Origin of the sequence: Neobacillus sp. D3-1R, assembly GCF_052180215.1 — a bacterium.
Lineage (GTDB): Bacteria > Bacillota > Bacilli > Bacillales > Cytobacillaceae > Pseudoneobacillus.
The window spans coordinates 1774779-1789936 of the sequence record NZ_CP197471.1; the positions used below are offsets into that span (position 1 = coordinate 1774779).

16 protein-coding genes are annotated in these 15158 nt (G+C 33.9%); 10 read left to right on the plus strand and 6 right to left on the minus strand.

Annotated elements, in window-relative coordinates; translation table 11 throughout:
* The first annotated feature begins 169 nt into the window (after positions 1-169).
* The gene (locus tag ACSBPO_RS08995; protein WP_442599721.1) at positions 170-1909 is read left to right on the plus strand and encodes a methyl-accepting chemotaxis protein; all 1740 of its coding nucleotides are present in this window, start codon (positions 170-172) and stop codon (positions 1907-1909) included.
* A 72-nt stretch (positions 1910-1981) separates the two neighbouring features.
* Here ACSBPO_RS08995 and ACSBPO_RS09000 read toward each other — a convergent pair whose 3' ends face one another.
* On the minus strand, positions 1982-2659 hold the full coding sequence (locus ACSBPO_RS09000; protein WP_442599722.1) for an SOS response-associated peptidase: 678 nt from the start codon (positions 2657-2659) through the stop codon (positions 1982-1984).
* A gap of 158 nt (positions 2660-2817) precedes the next feature.
* Here ACSBPO_RS09000 and ACSBPO_RS09005 point away from each other — a divergent pair, with 158 nt between their 5' ends.
* The gene (locus ACSBPO_RS09005) at positions 2818-3183 is read left to right on the plus strand and encodes a hypothetical protein (RefSeq protein WP_442599723.1); all 366 of its coding nucleotides are present in this window, start codon (positions 2818-2820) and stop codon (positions 3181-3183) included.
* Between the two features lie 166 nt (positions 3184-3349).
* Complete coding sequence (locus ACSBPO_RS09010) at positions 3350-3829, plus strand: DsrE/DsrF/DrsH-like family protein (protein ID WP_442599724.1); 480 nt, start codon at positions 3350-3352, stop codon at positions 3827-3829.
* Positions 3830-3866: 37 nt separating this feature from the next.
* On the opposite strand, the gene ACSBPO_RS09015 is transcribed toward ACSBPO_RS09010, so the two are convergent.
* Positions 3867-4508, minus strand: a complete 642-nt coding sequence (locus ACSBPO_RS09015) for a DUF2238 domain-containing protein (RefSeq protein ID WP_442599725.1) — start codon at positions 4506-4508, stop codon at positions 3867-3869.
* Positions 4509-4683: 175 nt separating this feature from the next.
* On the opposite strand from ACSBPO_RS09015, the gene pssA reads away from it, so the two are divergent.
* Positions 4684-5379 carry a CDP-diacylglycerol--serine O-phosphatidyltransferase gene (gene pssA / locus ACSBPO_RS09020; protein WP_442599726.1) on the plus strand — a complete coding sequence of 232 codons (696 nt, stop codon included), beginning with the start codon at positions 4684-4686 and terminating at the stop codon, positions 5377-5379.
* 47 nt (positions 5380-5426) lie between these two features.
* Here pssA and ACSBPO_RS09025 read toward each other — a convergent pair whose 3' ends face one another.
* Positions 5427-5801, minus strand: coding sequence for a nucleotide excision repair endonuclease (locus ACSBPO_RS09025; RefSeq protein ID WP_442599727.1), 375 nt, complete (start codon positions 5799-5801; stop codon positions 5427-5429).
* A gap of 115 nt (positions 5802-5916) precedes the next feature.
* Positions 5917-7371: a MocR-like pyridoxine biosynthesis transcription factor PdxR gene (pdxR, locus tag ACSBPO_RS09030; RefSeq protein WP_442599728.1), complete on the minus strand. Its 1455-nt coding sequence runs from the start codon at positions 7369-7371 to the stop codon at positions 5917-5919.
* Between the two features lie 119 nt (positions 7372-7490).
* Between pdxR and ACSBPO_RS09035 the strand changes: the two genes are divergently transcribed.
* Positions 7491-8060, plus strand: a complete 570-nt coding sequence (locus tag ACSBPO_RS09035; protein ID WP_442599729.1) for a DJ-1/PfpI family protein — start codon at positions 7491-7493, stop codon at positions 8058-8060.
* A 63-nt stretch (positions 8061-8123) separates the two neighbouring features.
* On the opposite strand, the gene fumC is transcribed toward ACSBPO_RS09035, so the two are convergent.
* Positions 8124-9512 carry a class II fumarate hydratase gene (gene fumC / locus ACSBPO_RS09040; RefSeq protein WP_442599730.1) on the minus strand — a complete coding sequence of 463 codons (1389 nt, stop codon included), beginning with the start codon at positions 9510-9512 and terminating at the stop codon, positions 8124-8126.
* A 155-nt stretch (positions 9513-9667) separates the two neighbouring features.
* Between fumC and ACSBPO_RS09045 the strand changes: the two genes are divergently transcribed.
* From ACSBPO_RS09045 to ACSBPO_RS09065, 5 genes are all read left to right on the plus strand, one after another.
* A complete protein-coding gene (locus ACSBPO_RS09045; RefSeq protein ID WP_442599731.1) occupies positions 9668-10762 on the plus strand; it encodes a hypothetical protein in 1095 nt (364 codons plus the stop codon).
* Between the two features lie 134 nt (positions 10763-10896).
* Positions 10897-12267, plus strand: a complete 1371-nt coding sequence (locus ACSBPO_RS09050; RefSeq protein WP_442599732.1) for an MATE family efflux transporter — start codon at positions 10897-10899, stop codon at positions 12265-12267.
* Positions 12268-12394: 127 nt separating this feature from the next.
* Positions 12395-12895 carry a GNAT family N-acetyltransferase gene (locus ACSBPO_RS09055; RefSeq protein WP_442599733.1) on the plus strand — a complete coding sequence of 167 codons (501 nt, stop codon included), beginning with the start codon at positions 12395-12397 and terminating at the stop codon, positions 12893-12895.
* 419 nt (positions 12896-13314) lie between these two features.
* The gene (locus tag ACSBPO_RS09060) at positions 13315-13938 is read left to right on the plus strand and encodes a hypothetical protein (RefSeq protein ID WP_442599734.1); all 624 of its coding nucleotides are present in this window, start codon (positions 13315-13317) and stop codon (positions 13936-13938) included.
* A 23-nt stretch (positions 13939-13961) separates the two neighbouring features.
* Positions 13962-14366: a VOC family protein gene (locus ACSBPO_RS09065; RefSeq protein ID WP_442599735.1), complete on the plus strand. Its 405-nt coding sequence runs from the start codon at positions 13962-13964 to the stop codon at positions 14364-14366.
* Positions 14367-14441: 75 nt separating this feature from the next.
* Here ACSBPO_RS09065 and ACSBPO_RS09070 read toward each other — a convergent pair whose 3' ends face one another.
* Entirely contained in the window at positions 14442-14996 is a 555-nt protein-coding gene (locus tag ACSBPO_RS09070) for a hypothetical protein (protein ID WP_442599736.1), read from the minus strand.
* Positions 14997-15158: the final 162 nt, after the last annotated feature.

The following is a 15158-nucleotide window of genomic DNA, read 5'->3' on the forward strand; positions in this document are numbered from 1 at the left end:
GTAAGAAGTTAGAGCTACTTATGTGGCTAGAGCTTCTATCAAAGGTTTTTTTTTGGAAGAATATTGGTTTATTGGTGAAATTTATTATGTGAAATATTAAAAAAAGTCAGAAAATGCCGATATAATAGAGAGGATTATATTATTTCTATATGAAGGGGACTTTTTTAACATGAAAAAAAGCCGTTTTTCTGTTCGGAAAAAATTATATGGTGGCTTTCTCATTGTCATTATCTTTACCGCTATTTTAGGTGGTGTATCAAATTGGAGTATGACAAAAATGAATGAGAAGTCAAAAGAAATCAACCAAAATTGGATTCCAAAAATCGAAGTTATTAATCATTTGAATTTTTTAATAGACCATATGAAAACGTTGGAGTACTCCTATATTTTACAATTAAGTCCTAAAAAACTTGCTTCACTGGAAGAAGATATGAAAAAAACAGAAGAAGTGATTAGTCAAACATTTGGAGAATATGAAAATAGCCAAATGAGTAGTAAGGAGAAAAAAGAGTTTAAGGAATTAAAACAAAAATGGAATGACTATGAGTCAGTCCATAATGACTTATTAAACCAAGGGAAAGATGTTGATATTATTTATGGAGCTAATAATGGGAATGGTTTAGCCATTTTTGAGACGATTGAACAATCTGAGCTTGCGTTTGCAAATATGCAATCAAATATAGATAACCTGTTGAAAATCAATAAGGAAGGTACAGTAAAAGCCAGCTTGCAATCAGAAAGTAGCTTCAAAGTTGGAAGTTTGATAAATTTTGTTTTACTTGTTTTAACAGTTGTAATTGGATTTGGTATAGCATTTGTTATAGCAAGGATTATTTCAAGACCTTTGGGATGGGTAACAAAGAATCTACATCAGGCTGCAAGTGGGGACCTTACAATGGACCCAATTTCAGTAAAAAATAAGGATGAGATAGGGGTTTTAGCGGAATCGTTTAATATAATGGGCACAAGTCTTGCGAATTTGATCAGGCAAATTCGGGGAAATACTGAGCTTGTAGCAGCTTCAACTGAACAACTACTTGCCAGTTCAGAGCAGAATAGCTATGCTACTGAACAAATTTCTTCCTCTATTCAAGAAGTGGCGATTGGGTCTGAAAGACAGGCTCAGTATTCTTCGCAGGCCAATCATGTTGTTTTAGATATATCCAAAGGAATGGAGCTAGTTTCGAAATCCATTCAACAAGTTGTTGAGTTAAGTCTATCTGCCAACCAAAAGGCGATGTCCGGAAATAGTATTGCCCAAGAGACTGTTAGTCAAATTAATCAAATTCATCAGCATGTTGAACATACCTCTACTATTGTTAATCATTTAGGAGAAAGATCCAATGAAATAGGGAAAATTGCCGAAGTGATCTCTCAACTATCAGCTCAAACCAACTTACTTGCACTTAATGCTGCAATTGAGGCAGCAAGGGCAGGGGAACATGGGAAAGGATTTGCTGTTGTAGCAGATGAAGTAAGGAAACTAGCTGAACAATCTAGCCATGCAACTGAATCCATTCGTCAAATTATCCAGCAGATACAAGAGGAAATGAGTGAAGTAGTGAACTCGATGAAGCAAGGAAATATTTCGGTACAATCAGGAATTCAAAATGTGAATCAAACGCAAAAAGCCTTTAAAGAAATCGTTGACATGGTAGGTGGTATTTCTGCACAAACAGAGGAAGTATCATCTGTTGTTGAAAAAGTATACTCAGGTACAGAAGGAATGGTACAAGTAATCAATGAAATATCAACGATTTCGATTCAAGCGTTAGGGAATACACAAAATGTTGCCGCTTCTGCAGAGGAACAAAATGCTTCAATGGAAGAAATCACGGCTTCTATTCATTCATTAAGAGAGTTGGCGTTTAGTTTACAAAAAGAAATTGATAAGTTTAGAGTAAGTTAAAAAAATCCCCATTCCATTAAATTGGAATGGGGAATATTTTTTTATAAAAGGGTAATAAAATTCGTAAAGTATTCAACAAATTCTTTCAATTAATTCTATTGTATTATGCTTAGGAGAATTAACTAAGGAACTTACTTCATATGCTTCCATTAGTTCCTTATCAAGTGGTTTTAATAACTGGTTTAGTACAGCTGTATCTGTAATAGAAGGGTCTAACCAAGTTTTTTCATTCTCTCGTTGTATGATGACTGGCATACGATCGTGAATATCTTTAACAAGTTCGTTCGGGGTGGTTGTAATCACTGTGCAAGAGAAAATCGATTGTCCCTCAGGTGATATCCATTTTTCCCACAAGCCTGCCATACCAAATAATTCATCTGATTTAAGCTTGATACGCATAGGTGTTTTTGTTTTAGGGTCAATGCGTTTCCATTCATAAAAGCTATCGGCAATAATAAGACAACGCTTTTTCTGATAAGCAGGTTTAAAACTTGGTTTTTCCATTAAGGTTTCTGAACGTGCATTAATCATTTTATAACCAATAGAGCTATCCTTAGCCCACGGAGGAATAAGGCCCCATCTTAAAAACCCCATTTTGTTTTCAGTCCCGTTATTGATGACAGCTAATACAGACTGAGAAGGAGCTATATTATAATTTGGAGAATAATCTTCTTCATTCAAAAAATGCTCAATGTCAAATCGATCTAATAGTTGCTCTATTGTTGCTGTTAAAGTAAATCTACCACACATAGTTTCCACCTTCATTCTTGATACGAATACTCGGACATCCTTTAAAATGATTAAGAGGCTTACCAATAAAATAAACATTTATCAGTTGACATCATACCTGTATAGGTATTAATATATCCTCTGTAGGTTAAATTTTAAATTATAAAGAGGCGAATTAAATGCTTATTTTCAACATCATGATCGTGACTGCTTTGTTGATATTATTATATAGAAGATACATTCCGGTATGTGGTGTTCAATGTATGAATGTACCAGCCACCCTAAACGATGATGTTATCATAATAGATGTACGAGATTATAATCAGTCTTATAAAGATTCAAATCATAAGTCTATTCATATACCAATAGCATACCTAAAAAGATATGTAAAGGAAATTCCAAATACAAAGCTTCATGTCATTGCGGCGGATCCTCTAGAAAAAAATATGAGTATCCGTTTCTTACGAAAACAAGGTTATCAAATAATAGGATATACATTGATGAATTGCGATTGCAAAAAAATCAATTTAATTCCAGGTTTATAATGTTATCTAAGGAAATGGATGTTGTTAATCATTTTAAGGCATAAAAAATGGTTGACAACGTTCTTTGTTTTAAGTTAACATCATACCTATAGGGGTAAATCCCTCTTTTTTTATTTCTGAAAAAATACCTATGAGGGTAAAAAATATACCAGGGGGAATGAATGATATGGAAACGAAAAAAAGGACAACAATAGTATTATTTAGCGGTGATTATGATAAAGCGATGGCTGCTTATATTATTGCAAATGGGGCAGCAGCATATGACCATGAAGTAACTATTTTCCATACTTTTTGGGGGTTAAACGCCTTACGAAAAGATGAAAATATCGAAGTAAAAAAAGGCTTTATGGAAAAAATGTTTGGGAAAATGATGCCTCGCGGTGCAGAAAAAATGGGATTATCAAAAATGAATTTTGCAGGATTTGGTCCTAAAATGATTAAGGATGTAATGAAAAAACATAATGCCATGACGCTTCCACAATTAATTGAGATGGCACAAGAGCAAGATGTTAAATTAGTAGCATGTACGATGACAATGGACTTATTAGGACTTCAGCAACAGGAACTATTAGATAATATTGAGTATGCTGGAGTAGCAGCTTACTTGGCTGACGCAGAAGTTGGAAATGTGAACTTATTTATTTAAATTTTAATAGATAGGAGAAAAATGACGGAGGGTTTCGTCATTTTTTTTCTATCTTTATTTTGATTAGTTTTCCCATTTGTTTCGTATGGATTTTTGATAAAAACAACAAAGCAAGAATGGTACCAAATGCTAAAAGAAACATATCCCACTGTGCATCCCAAATATCTCCTTGCATTCCTAGAAATTCTTTTGAGGGCATTCCTCCTCCAAATAATTTTGTTCCTGCCCATTCAATAATTTCATATAAAGCACCGATGGATAGGGTAATACAAAAGGTTATAAGAATTAACCACTTTCCGATTGAAAGTGGGGTTAATCGTAATAATATTTCTCTAATGACAATGGCCATTAATCCTTTTAGGAAATGGCCCAATCGGTCATAGTGATTTCTTTGAAGATCAAAATGGTCCTTGATCCAATCAAATAAAGGTACTTTAGCATACGAATAATGCCCACCGATAGACATCAAAATAGTAAGAATAGTGATAATGATATAGGATAATGTAGTAAGACGAAATGTGGGATATATCTTAATGGCGAGAATGATAACGGCTACTGCAGGTAATACTTCCATGGACCATATTTCATAATTAATAGGCTTAATAAAAGACCAGATAAAAAAGATCATGATTATCAATAATAAGAAGAAATGAATTATAGTTATTTTATCCTTACTCATAGATTCCACTCCTATTTTACTTGTATATAAGTAAGTATTAACAAACGAATAGATTTTATATGTATGAAAAGACTAGACATATGTATTCCATATCAAATTAACTAGATGGTATAATGGTCATGTGAAGACAAACATTCAATTGGTATTGAAAAAGTTAGGAGAGTGATGGAAACTAGTGCGTTTAATAAAATCGATCCCGAATATGTTAACACTTGGGAATTTATATTGCGGCTTTTTATCAGTAGGATTCGCTGCCAGTGGTCAGTATCGGAATGCAGCCATCCTGATATTAATTGGGATGATGTTAGATAGTATGGATGGCAGGGTTGCTAGAATGTTAAAAGTGAATAGTCCACTAGGGAAAGAGTTGGATTCACTTGCTGATATTGTTACGTTCGGGGTAGCACCGTCATTTTTAGTGTATTATACATACTTTTTTCAATTTGGGTTATTGGGGTTAATGGTAGCAGCTCTATTTCCTTTATTTGGGGCATACCGCTTAGCGAGGTTTAACATAAGCTCTGATAAAACATCATTAAATTATTTTATAGGCGTTCCAATAACGGCAGCTGGTGGTATTTTAGCTATACTAACTTTATTTGGTGGCAGTATTCCCAATATTATTACTACTGTAGTTTTTACAGGGCTTTGCTTTTTAATGGTGAGCCGTATTCGAATTCCTAGTTTTAAAGAAATTCCACTACCTAAATACGGAACTATTGTTACGATATTTTTAGGATGTCTATTGTTTGTTATTTATCGAGAGACACATGGACGGTTTCCATATTTAATTTACATAGCAACACCTCTTTATATTGCTTATTTACTCTATCGATTTGTGAAGGGTAAAAATAAAAAAGATATAGACTAAATAAAAAAACAGACTTTTTTATGTAAGTCTGTTTTTTTATTTGATATCTACTTATAGAATACTTTATCTGTATTGTATTTCGCTTCTAGTGTATTGATGATATAGGTTTCATAGATTTCTCGTTCCATTGGACTTTCTACATGGATAACAGCAATCTTGTATACTTCATCTCTGTAGTTTTTAATGGGAGATACCGTATCCTCAAAATGGCGTTTTACCCTAGGTCTTAGTTTTCTAGCTTTCCCTACATATAATAATTCATCATCAGCATTAAAAAACATGATGATTCCACCTTTGTCTCTAGAGATACGGTGATAATCAGTAAAGCCATAAACGCTGCTTAATACAGATTCTACTTTTTCTCCTAATTGCTTCTTTCTCGTTAATACAACATCTGGCGTAGGTATTTCAATTTTTATCAAAATAATCACTTCCTATTTTTAAAAGTAACCTATGTATATATACTAATTGGAATAGTCAACATCATAGAAAATTAACCATACCATATTTCACAATGAATGAAAATATTTATCTATATTAGTTCTTTCCAATGTTTAAGTTTTTAAAAACTTCACTCATCGTTTTAATCCCAAATTGAATGTCTTCCTCACTTAAATGGGAGAAGCCAAATATGACTGTTGGTTTAAGCGGAGGATTCGTAAAGTAATAATCGGACGATTGCCAAGATACCCCATTTTTTGCACATGCTTGTTCAAAAAGTAGATATTCCTCTTTAGAGTATTTCCAACTTCCGAATAAATGTAAACCTGCATTCGTATCAACCCACTCAAATGTATCCAGATTGTATTGCGATAAAGAGTCTTGAAACACTTGATATTTTTGGGAATAATTTCGTTTCATTCTTCTAAGGTGCTGTTCTAGTTTCCCGGTTTTGATAAAAATAGCAGCTGCCATTTGTTCAATAATAGAAGTGGTGTATTCACCATACAAATTACGCGCTTTTAAAAAAGTAGGAATCAGATCCTGTGGAAGGATGGCATAGCCAATTCTAAGTGCTGGCAGGATATTTTTTGCAAAAGTTCCTAAGTATACAACGCGGTCTTCAAAATCTAATACCTTTAATGGCTCAATCGGTCTACCTTTTCTTTGAAATTCACTATCATAATCATCCTCAATAATAATCGCATTATGTTCTTTTGCCCACTGAAGCAGCTTTAGTCGTTCCTCCAATCTCATTACTCTTCCGGTAGGAAATTGATGACTTGGGGTTACATAAATTAACCGGCTATCCCAATTAGAAACCTCAAATCCATTGGGTTCAACTGGAGCATGAATTAATGTGGCACCTGCTGTTGTAAAATTCGCTTGAATAGATTGAAAGGAGGGTTCTTCTACGACTACTTGATCACCTTTATTTATTAATAGATGAGACAATATCCCGATTCCCTGCATAACACCATTAATAATAACAATATTTTGGGGATTTACATTCATACCACGTGTTCGATGAAGGAAAGCTGCAATAGCTTCTCTAAGTGGGATAAGACCCTGGAGATCATAATCATCGACATCAGCTAAAAAGTTTAATTCCCTTGTTGCTTGGTAAAGAGTCTTTTTCCAATCATCTATAGGAAAATGACGTAAATTTGGTGCAAAACCTGCACCGTTAAAATTGATTTTTCCTTTTTGGGTCTTGGACTGCTCTTTTGTTGGGATTCTCATGGCCCAATCCGATAATTGAATACTTTTATTAGACCTTTCCATTAATCGAAGCTTTTGTGGAGAATAAGCAACAAACGTTCCACTACCTTCTAATGTGGACACATATCCGTCTGCATAAAGCATTTCGTAAACTTGTTTGATGGTATTACGATTCACCCCGTATTTAGCAGCCATTTCCCGACTAGAAGGTAATCGAGTGCCCACCTCAACTCTACCTTCTAAGATGATTTCTTTAAGAAATTGATAGATTGCTTGATATTTATAACTATAGTTTTTGTTATTCAAATCTAATGTGTAAAAAAGATCCATACTCACCATCTCTTTAATAAAAATTGGACTAGTTAAATTATACCAAATTGGGTCTTTTTTGGTACCCGAAAATTATTTACACTATGGTAGAAAATAAATAATCGATAGGGGAACTAAAAATGAAAATTTATATATTAATTTACGATGAGTATGCACACTTCGAAGCTGATTTAGTAGGTTGGTTAAAGGGACGTTCAGATGAAATCGTTACCGTTTCATTAGGACAAGATGAAGTACAAAGTGCTGAAGGTTTTATCATGAAACCACATGTTAAAATTGACCAAGTGGATGTGAACGATGTTGATGTGATGGTTGTTCCAGGTGGAAACGCACCATCAATCTTAGGAAATGAAAAATTACAACATCTATTGCAGCAATTAAATACGCAAAATAAGTTAATTGGTGCCATCTGTTATGGTCCATTATTATTAGCTGATGCGGGTATATTACAAGATAAAGAATTTACTACTTCCGTTACAACCGATCTAGAATTGTTTGATGCTTTTACTAGAGAAAAATTTGTAAATGAAGGTGTCGTAGTTGACGGTAATATTGTAACGGCAAAGGGTGAGGATTATGTGGACTTTGCCTTAACCATTTGTAAAATGGCATCCATATCAAATGAAAATGCCTTAGGTTACTGGGCAAATTTTTTCAGAAGTAAAAAGGAAATGGTGAAACAAGGGTGAATGTAAATAAAGAGGATACATAGTTTAAAAAATCACTATGTATCCTTTTTTTCGTAAATAGATCTATTCTTTTGGCTTTATCATTTCCTCAGGTTTGACGAATGTATTAAATTCTTGTTCGGTTAATATGCCCAACTGAATGGCCGATTCTTTTAAGGACAAGCCGTGTTTATGTGCATATTTAGCTATGGATGCTGCTTTTTCATATCCAATATGTGGATTAAGGGCTGTAACAAGCATAAGAGATTCATTTACATATTTTGTAATGATAGGGACATTTGCCTCAATCCCTATAGCGCAATGCTCATTAAAGGATTGAATACCATCAGCTAATAGGCGGACGGATTGTAAAAAATTATAGATAATAACTGGTTTAAATACATTCAATTCAAAGTTCCCCTGACTGGCAGCAAATCCAATGGATGTATCATTACCCATTACTTGCACGGCAATCATCGTTAATGCTTCACTTTGAGTAGGGTTAACTTTCCCAGGCATAATCGAGCTTCCGGGTTCATTCTCTGGAATAGTAATTTCACCTATACCGCAACGTGGACCACTAGCTAACCACCTTACATCATTAGCGATTTTCATTAAATCAGCTGCTAATGCCTTCAATGCACCATGAGTATAAACAGTCTCATCATGACTAGTTAATGCATGAAATTTATTTTCGGATGAAGAGAAGGATAGTTTTGTAAAACGAGATATTTCATCAGCTACCATTTCCCCGAATTTAGGATGGGCGTTCAAGCCTGTTCCAACCGCGGTGCCGCCTATAGCTAATGCCTGCATTTTTAGGATGGATTCTTGAATCATTTCTTTTGAACGCGCTAACATATGTACCCACCCACTAATTTCTTGTCCTAATGTTAGTGGTGTTGCATCCTGCAAATGAGTTCTGCCTATCTTTACAATTTGGGAAAATTCTTGTGATTTCGATTGTAAAGTGGCGTGCAGTTGATCGATTGCTTGTATTAGCGATTCCATAACAGCTTTAACACCAGCAATATGCATGGCTGTTGGAAAGGTATCATTGGAGCTTTGGCCCATATTTACATCATCATTGGGATGGATTTTCTCATCCATTCCATTTTCTTTTAACCAACTATTACCGCGATAGGCAATAACCTCATTTACATTCATATTACTTTGTGTACCGCTCCCGGTTTGCCAAACCACAAGCGGAAAATGGTCATCAAGTTTTCCTGCTAGGATTTCATCACATGCCAATAGAATGGCTTTTAATTTATGTTCATTTAGTTTACCTAGCTTCTCATTTACTATAGCAGCACTTCTTTTTAAAATAGCAAATGCATAGATAATTTCCTTCGGCATCTGCTCCGTTCCAATTTTGAAATTTTTTTTACTTCGCTGGGTTTGAGCCCCCCAATATCGATTTGCAGGCACTTTTATTTCACCCATGGTGTCTTTTTCTATACGATAATCCATTTTTTTCACCTCATCTTAGTTTATGAAATGAAGCCTAATTTATAATATGGTTTTGAACTACTAAGACTATTCTCTTTTTTATAATAAATCCCCTGTTTTATAGGAAATCTATGGTAAAATAGCGGCAAACCATTAAAATCGACGAGGAACAAAAGATGAGATTACTATTTTTAGAGGGGCTTCCTGGAACAGGAAAGTCAACCAATTCAAGAATGATTATGTCACAATTGGAAGCAATGGGGAGAAGAGTAAGATGGATCCATGAAGTAGCACGCCCCCATCCAACTTTATTTTTTGAAGAAGCTTGTTTACGAATTGAGGAATATCATCGTTTTCTACTAAAGTACCCAGATGCTGAGAAAATACTCGATAAAGTAAAAATTAAAAGAGGAAATACAGTAAGTATTGATCTTTTGGAACTGAAATGGAAATTTATGGATGGATTGGATTCAACCATTTTTGAGGAACTGGAAACTTTCAATGTCTGGAATTTTCCGCTTGAAAAATATATGGAAGTTGCATTGGAAAAATGGGAGTTTTTTATCAATTACGTGAAGCAGGAACCAGGAGTAACGTTTATTTTAGATAGCAGTATATTTCAATTTCAGATATACACCTTTCTTGAAAAAAATACACCTATTGATAAACTTAAAGAATTTATCAACAAGCTAGTATCAATCGTTACAGATCTCGATCCTAGTTTTATCTATTTAACTAGAGAAAATGTAGAAAATTCGATTGCCTTTTTGGAAAATAGAAGAGGGATTCAATTTTTAGAGGGGATATGGGCAAGAGATTGCCAACAACCATATTATCAAGATAAACCAAAAGGGGCAGAAGGATACCGTGAATTTTTAAGAGATTATCACCATACAGCCAATCAGCTTTTTAATATGGTTCCCTTTAATAAGATCGCTATCGATATAACGAATGAAGATTGGATAATGTATAATACTAGAATCCGAGAATTCTTATGTATGAAAGAACATAAGGTTCCTAAGCCATTACGTAATTTCAATGGAATATATGTGAATAAAGAATTAGGTCTCCATATGGAGGTTAGAGGAGATTTTATGATTGATCCGGATGGTTCTTCTAAAAAAATTTATTCTAGATCAGGAAATGAGTATTATGTTGAAGATTTACCAGTTATCTTACATTTCGGTGATGAGGGGAAATTAACAATACTAGGTGAACAATTAATAGCTCGTTGGACAACCTATGGTACGGAGTACAGGAAAATACGGTAGCCCTATGTTGAATAATAGACCTATTCGAATAGAAGGGGTCTTATTTAATTTTATACTCGAAATAAAATTAGGGATTTTTTTGACAATATCGAATATAATTAATCTTGCTATTCCAAACTCAAGGAGAAACATCAATGAAACAAACATTTACAATGAAAGAAAAGACAAAGCAATTATTAATCATGCTCATTCCGATATTAATTACCCAACTCGGAATGTTTTCGATGGTATTCTTTAGCACCATTATGTCCGGAAAATATGATCCCTCCAGTCTAGCGGGAGTTGCGATTGGAGCTGCCATTTGGAATCCGGTTTTTACCGGCTTAAGCGGTATTCTTTTGGCTGTCTCTCCTATTGCTGCACAACGGTTTGGCGAAAAGAAATCAGATGAAGTATCTTCCGTATTGACCCATGGCATCTATCTGGCTTTGATGATTGCTTTATTGGTGATGGTTGTTGGATATTTTGCGATAAATCCTATTCTTGATCGAATGAATTTACCAACGGTTGTAGAGAACACCGCACACCATTATTTAATTGGTGTCGGGTTAGGGATTATTCCGTTATTCCTATTTAATGTTCTAAGGTCATTTATCTATGCATTAGGAAAGACACGTGTGGTCATGGTGATTCTTCTGTTATCATTGCCTGTTAATTTAATAAGTAACTATCTTCTGATTTTTGGGAATTTTGGTTTTCCTGAGTTAGGGGGAGCAGGTGCAGGTTATGCGACAGCTATTACTTATTGGGTAATGGCAGGGGCCACGGCATTTATTATTAAAACAAAAGAACCTTTTTCATCCTATGTGTCTCTTGCCTATTTTAAAAAGTGGTCCTTAGAAAAGTGTATGGAGATATTAAAAATTGGCGTGCCAATGGGACTGTCCATCTTTTTTGAAACGAGTATGTTTGCAGTAGTGACCATTTTGATTAGTAAGTTTAATGTCACAACTATTGCAGCTTATCAGTCAGCATTAAATATTGTTGCCTTCCTTTATATGATTCCGATGGGAATTTCGATGACTCAAACCGTACTTGTCGGATTTGAAGTGGGAGCAAAACGCTATAAAGATGCAAAAGAGTACAGCTGGTTAGGTATTTATTTGTCTGTTATTATTGCGGTAATTACGGGATTATTAGTTGTTTTATTCCGTCATGAAGTAGCAGGATTTTACTCGAATGAAGCAGCCGTTATCAATTTAACCGCACAATTTTTAATCTATGCTTTATTTTTCCAAATTTCGGATGCCATTCAAGCAACTGCGCTGGCCGCTTTACGTGGATATAAAGACGTAAATATTGCCTTTATCATGACACTTATCGCTTATTGGCTGATTTGTTTACCAGTAGGGTATTTTTTAGCTCATTATACTAGCTTAGGGGCAAGAGGATATTGGATTGGTTTAACATTAGGTCTACTTGCTGCAGGTATATGCTTATCTATAAGACTAATTTATATCCAGAAAAACAAATTTGTTAGTACTCACCTAAAAGAAGTAGTATAAAATTTGAAACATTACACTCCTTGGAACCGTCTAAGGAGTGTTTTTACTATGAAAAAAGGAATTGTATCTTTTTTGAAGAATTAGTAGATTAACTTATTTTGGAAAATTATATAGAAGGTGAGAACAAATGAAAATAAGAGAAATTAGCATAGATGATGCTGAAAAAATGGTTTTATTAATGAAACAAGTAGAGAAAGAAGCAGAATATATGCTCTTTGAACCGGGAGAAAGAACGATTACAGCTGAACAACAAATGAAAACCATTGAGAGTATGAAAAAAGAGGGCAGTAATTCAACGATACTTGTAGCTGAAGATCATGAAAATTTAATAGGCTTTCTATTTGTAATAGGGAATAATATCAGAAGAACAAGCCACCAAGTCTATTTAGTGGTTGGTATTCTAGAAGAATACAGAGGTAAGGGAGTAGGAACAAAGCTGTTCACGCAGTTGGATCAATGGGCACAAGAACATCATATTCATAGACTTGAACTAACCGTAGTAACGAAAAATGAAGCAGGAGTCGCTTTATATAAAAAAATGGGCTTCGAAATTGAGGGTGTAAAAAGGGATTCTATTAAATTAAACGGGGAATACGCTGACCAGTATTATATGGCAAAGTTAGTATAAAAGTCGTCCTTTTTATATGATTTTTGTTATGTTTTTTTGTGTTTTGAATCAAAAAGTATTAAAAATAGGTGAAAAATTTATACGATATATAGAAATAAGCTTGAGTTTTGAAATAAAAGAATCGACTTCTGAAGAGATATGCTTGAGTTTTAAAAAATATGCTCGACTTTTGAAGAGATATGCTTGAGTTTTAAAAAATATGCTCGACTTTTGAAGGGATATGCTTGAGTTTTAAAAAATATGCTCGACTTTTGAAGAGATATGCTTGAGTTTTAAAAAATATGCTCGACTTTTGAAGGGATATGCTTGAGTTTAAAAATAAATGCTCGACTTCGGAAGGGATATGTTTGTTCTTCGTTCCAAGAAAGATATTTAAGTTTGTGTTATATACCTTAAGTAATAAATAGGGGAGATTGTTCATGCTTAAAACAGGGGATCCATCAATCAATTGGTCATCATTTCGTCCGTGCTCTGATAGGAAGAAGGTGGTTTGGATTGATAATGGAGATATAACGGAAATAGGATCAACCTTTGAAGAGGTATGGATAGATGAAGAGAAAGATCTGTTATTCCGAAAACAGGAACTCCATTTCTTGGATCCAAACAAGCCGCCTCGAAGGATTAATTTGGTATTGAAACGGTCCACTTTTGAACCCATTTCCTGTTCGGATGACGGTCCCTTCAATGTGAAAATCATCTATCAATCTAATGAGATTATTGTTAATTCAACGTTACATGATAAAGTGGAAGGTGTGTTTGATTTATTCTCTATAGAATTACTGCTTAGAATTTTACCTTTAGAAATAGGTTATTCCATAGAACTACAAACCTTCAATCATATGGAACATCAGACAGTATCAGCAAACCTTCAAGTATTGCAAATAGATAAAGTATCAAATGGGATGGAGGAAGTTGATGCTTGGTGTATTCGGTTTTACTTTGGAGATAAGCTTCAAACCTATTGGATAAGTTGTGAAACAAAGAAATTATTAAAACAGTCGGTCAAAATCAGTAATGGCATTTTCTTTGATTTTGTCAGGTGATAAAGCTTAAGTGAGGGAATAAAATGACTACAAAATACGTTCATCATCTATGTATACAAACGGATCAATATGAGAAATCCGTAAACTTTTATCAACAAGCATTAGGATTTAGTTTGGTTCAAGAAATTCCCAATTTTCATAACAGAGATTATAATTCTTGGTTAAGACTAGGATCTTTTTATATAGAACTACAAACAGGTAAAAAAGAGGAATATTTAGCTGATGTAAACCTTCTTTCTAAGGGAATGGTTCATTTTTGTTTATGGGTTGAGGATTTAGAAAAAGAAGTTCAGCACTTAAAGGAGTTAGGGGTACATTTTCTATTAAAAGCTGATAAAGAAATCTATCAAGTGGAGAACGGTTACCTTTGTAAAATTGTTGCTCCTGAAGGAACCATAATTGAATTGAGAGACAATCAAGGCATCTAAGAAAAGTGATAGGAAATTATTCATACTAAACCAAAACGACAGTCATATACTGACTGTCGTTTCATTTTTCATCTATTATAAAGACCAATGGATAAGAAATAAAACCGTAAAAATAATGGCAAATGTTGTATGATTTCTTTTGGACTTTTTGTTTTTCTTTGTGGTCTTATTTTCATAGTGATACCACCCAAGTAAAGACAGTGGTATTAAAGATAAAAAAGCGGCTATACCGGTATAGTTATTCCAAACATCTTCCTCGGGATTTAAAAAGAAATATAATCCGTGGGCAAAAGCGGTTATGATTAAAATAATTCCTAAATAGATATGATACTCTCGAAAGAATAGATAAAGCTGTTTAAACGGTTCAACAAAGGATAAATTTTGCTTTTTTACAGTCATCCATATTTTTCGGAGAACCCAAATTAAACCTGCCCCGATACCGACAATTTCTGCTAAGGTACCTATATTTTTATATATTCCCTCCCAAAATTTAATAGGCTGGATATGATAAAAATGGATATAAAGTGTCCATACAAAAGCACTTATTCCAATCAAAATTAGTAATACGCCACCAATCTTAATTGTGTAAGAAAGAATTTTTAATAACTTATCCATTATTTTTTGATCCATTTCATCACCTGTTTTAATTGTATTATTTTCCTATATATTTCTAATTTTATCCAAATATCTAGATATTTAAAGATAGAATGATAAAAAATTGGAAATGGAAGGAGTGGGTAATATAACCATATAAAAGTATTATAGACTATGCTAGTATAGCAGAGTATTAAT

What these genes read in the sequence shown, in the direction of transcription:
- ACSBPO_RS08995 (WP_442599721.1), top strand. Translation starts at nt 170, where the DNA reads ATGAAAAAAAGCCGTTTTTCTGTTCGGAAAAAATTATATGGTGGCTTT.
- ACSBPO_RS09005 (WP_442599723.1), top strand. Translation starts at nt 2,818, where the DNA reads ATGCTTATTTTCAACATCATGATCGTGACTGCTTTGTTGATATTATTA.
- ACSBPO_RS09045 (WP_442599731.1), top strand. Translation starts at nt 9,668, where the DNA reads ATGAGATTACTATTTTTAGAGGGGCTTCCTGGAACAGGAAAGTCAACC.
- ACSBPO_RS09035 (WP_442599729.1), top strand. Translation starts at nt 7,491, where the DNA reads ATGAAAATTTATATATTAATTTACGATGAGTATGCACACTTCGAAGCT.
- ACSBPO_RS09010 (WP_442599724.1), top strand. Translation starts at nt 3,350, where the DNA reads ATGGAAACGAAAAAAAGGACAACAATAGTATTATTTAGCGGTGATTAT.
- ACSBPO_RS09000 (WP_442599722.1), bottom strand. Translation starts at nt 2,659, where the DNA reads ATGTGTGGTAGATTTACTTTAACAGCAACAATAGAGCAACTATTAGAT.
- ACSBPO_RS09060 (WP_442599734.1), top strand. Translation starts at nt 13,315, where the DNA reads ATGCTTAAAACAGGGGATCCATCAATCAATTGGTCATCATTTCGTCCG.
- ACSBPO_RS09070 (WP_442599736.1), bottom strand. Translation starts at nt 14,996, where the DNA reads ATGGATCAAAAAATAATGGATAAGTTATTAAAAATTCTTTCTTACACA.
- ACSBPO_RS09065 (WP_442599735.1), top strand. Translation starts at nt 13,962, where the DNA reads ATGACTACAAAATACGTTCATCATCTATGTATACAAACGGATCAATAT.
- ACSBPO_RS09015 (WP_442599725.1), bottom strand. Translation starts at nt 4,508, where the DNA reads ATGAGTAAGGATAAAATAACTATAATTCATTTCTTCTTATTATTGATA.
- ACSBPO_RS09055 (WP_442599733.1), top strand. Translation starts at nt 12,395, where the DNA reads ATGAAAATAAGAGAAATTAGCATAGATGATGCTGAAAAAATGGTTTTA.
- pdxR (WP_442599728.1), bottom strand. Translation starts at nt 7,371, where the DNA reads ATGGATCTTTTTTACACATTAGATTTGAATAACAAAAACTATAGTTAT.
- ACSBPO_RS09050 (WP_442599732.1), top strand. Translation starts at nt 10,897, where the DNA reads ATGAAACAAACATTTACAATGAAAGAAAAGACAAAGCAATTATTAATC.
- fumC (WP_442599730.1), bottom strand. Translation starts at nt 9,512, where the DNA reads ATGGATTATCGTATAGAAAAAGACACCATGGGTGAAATAAAAGTGCCT.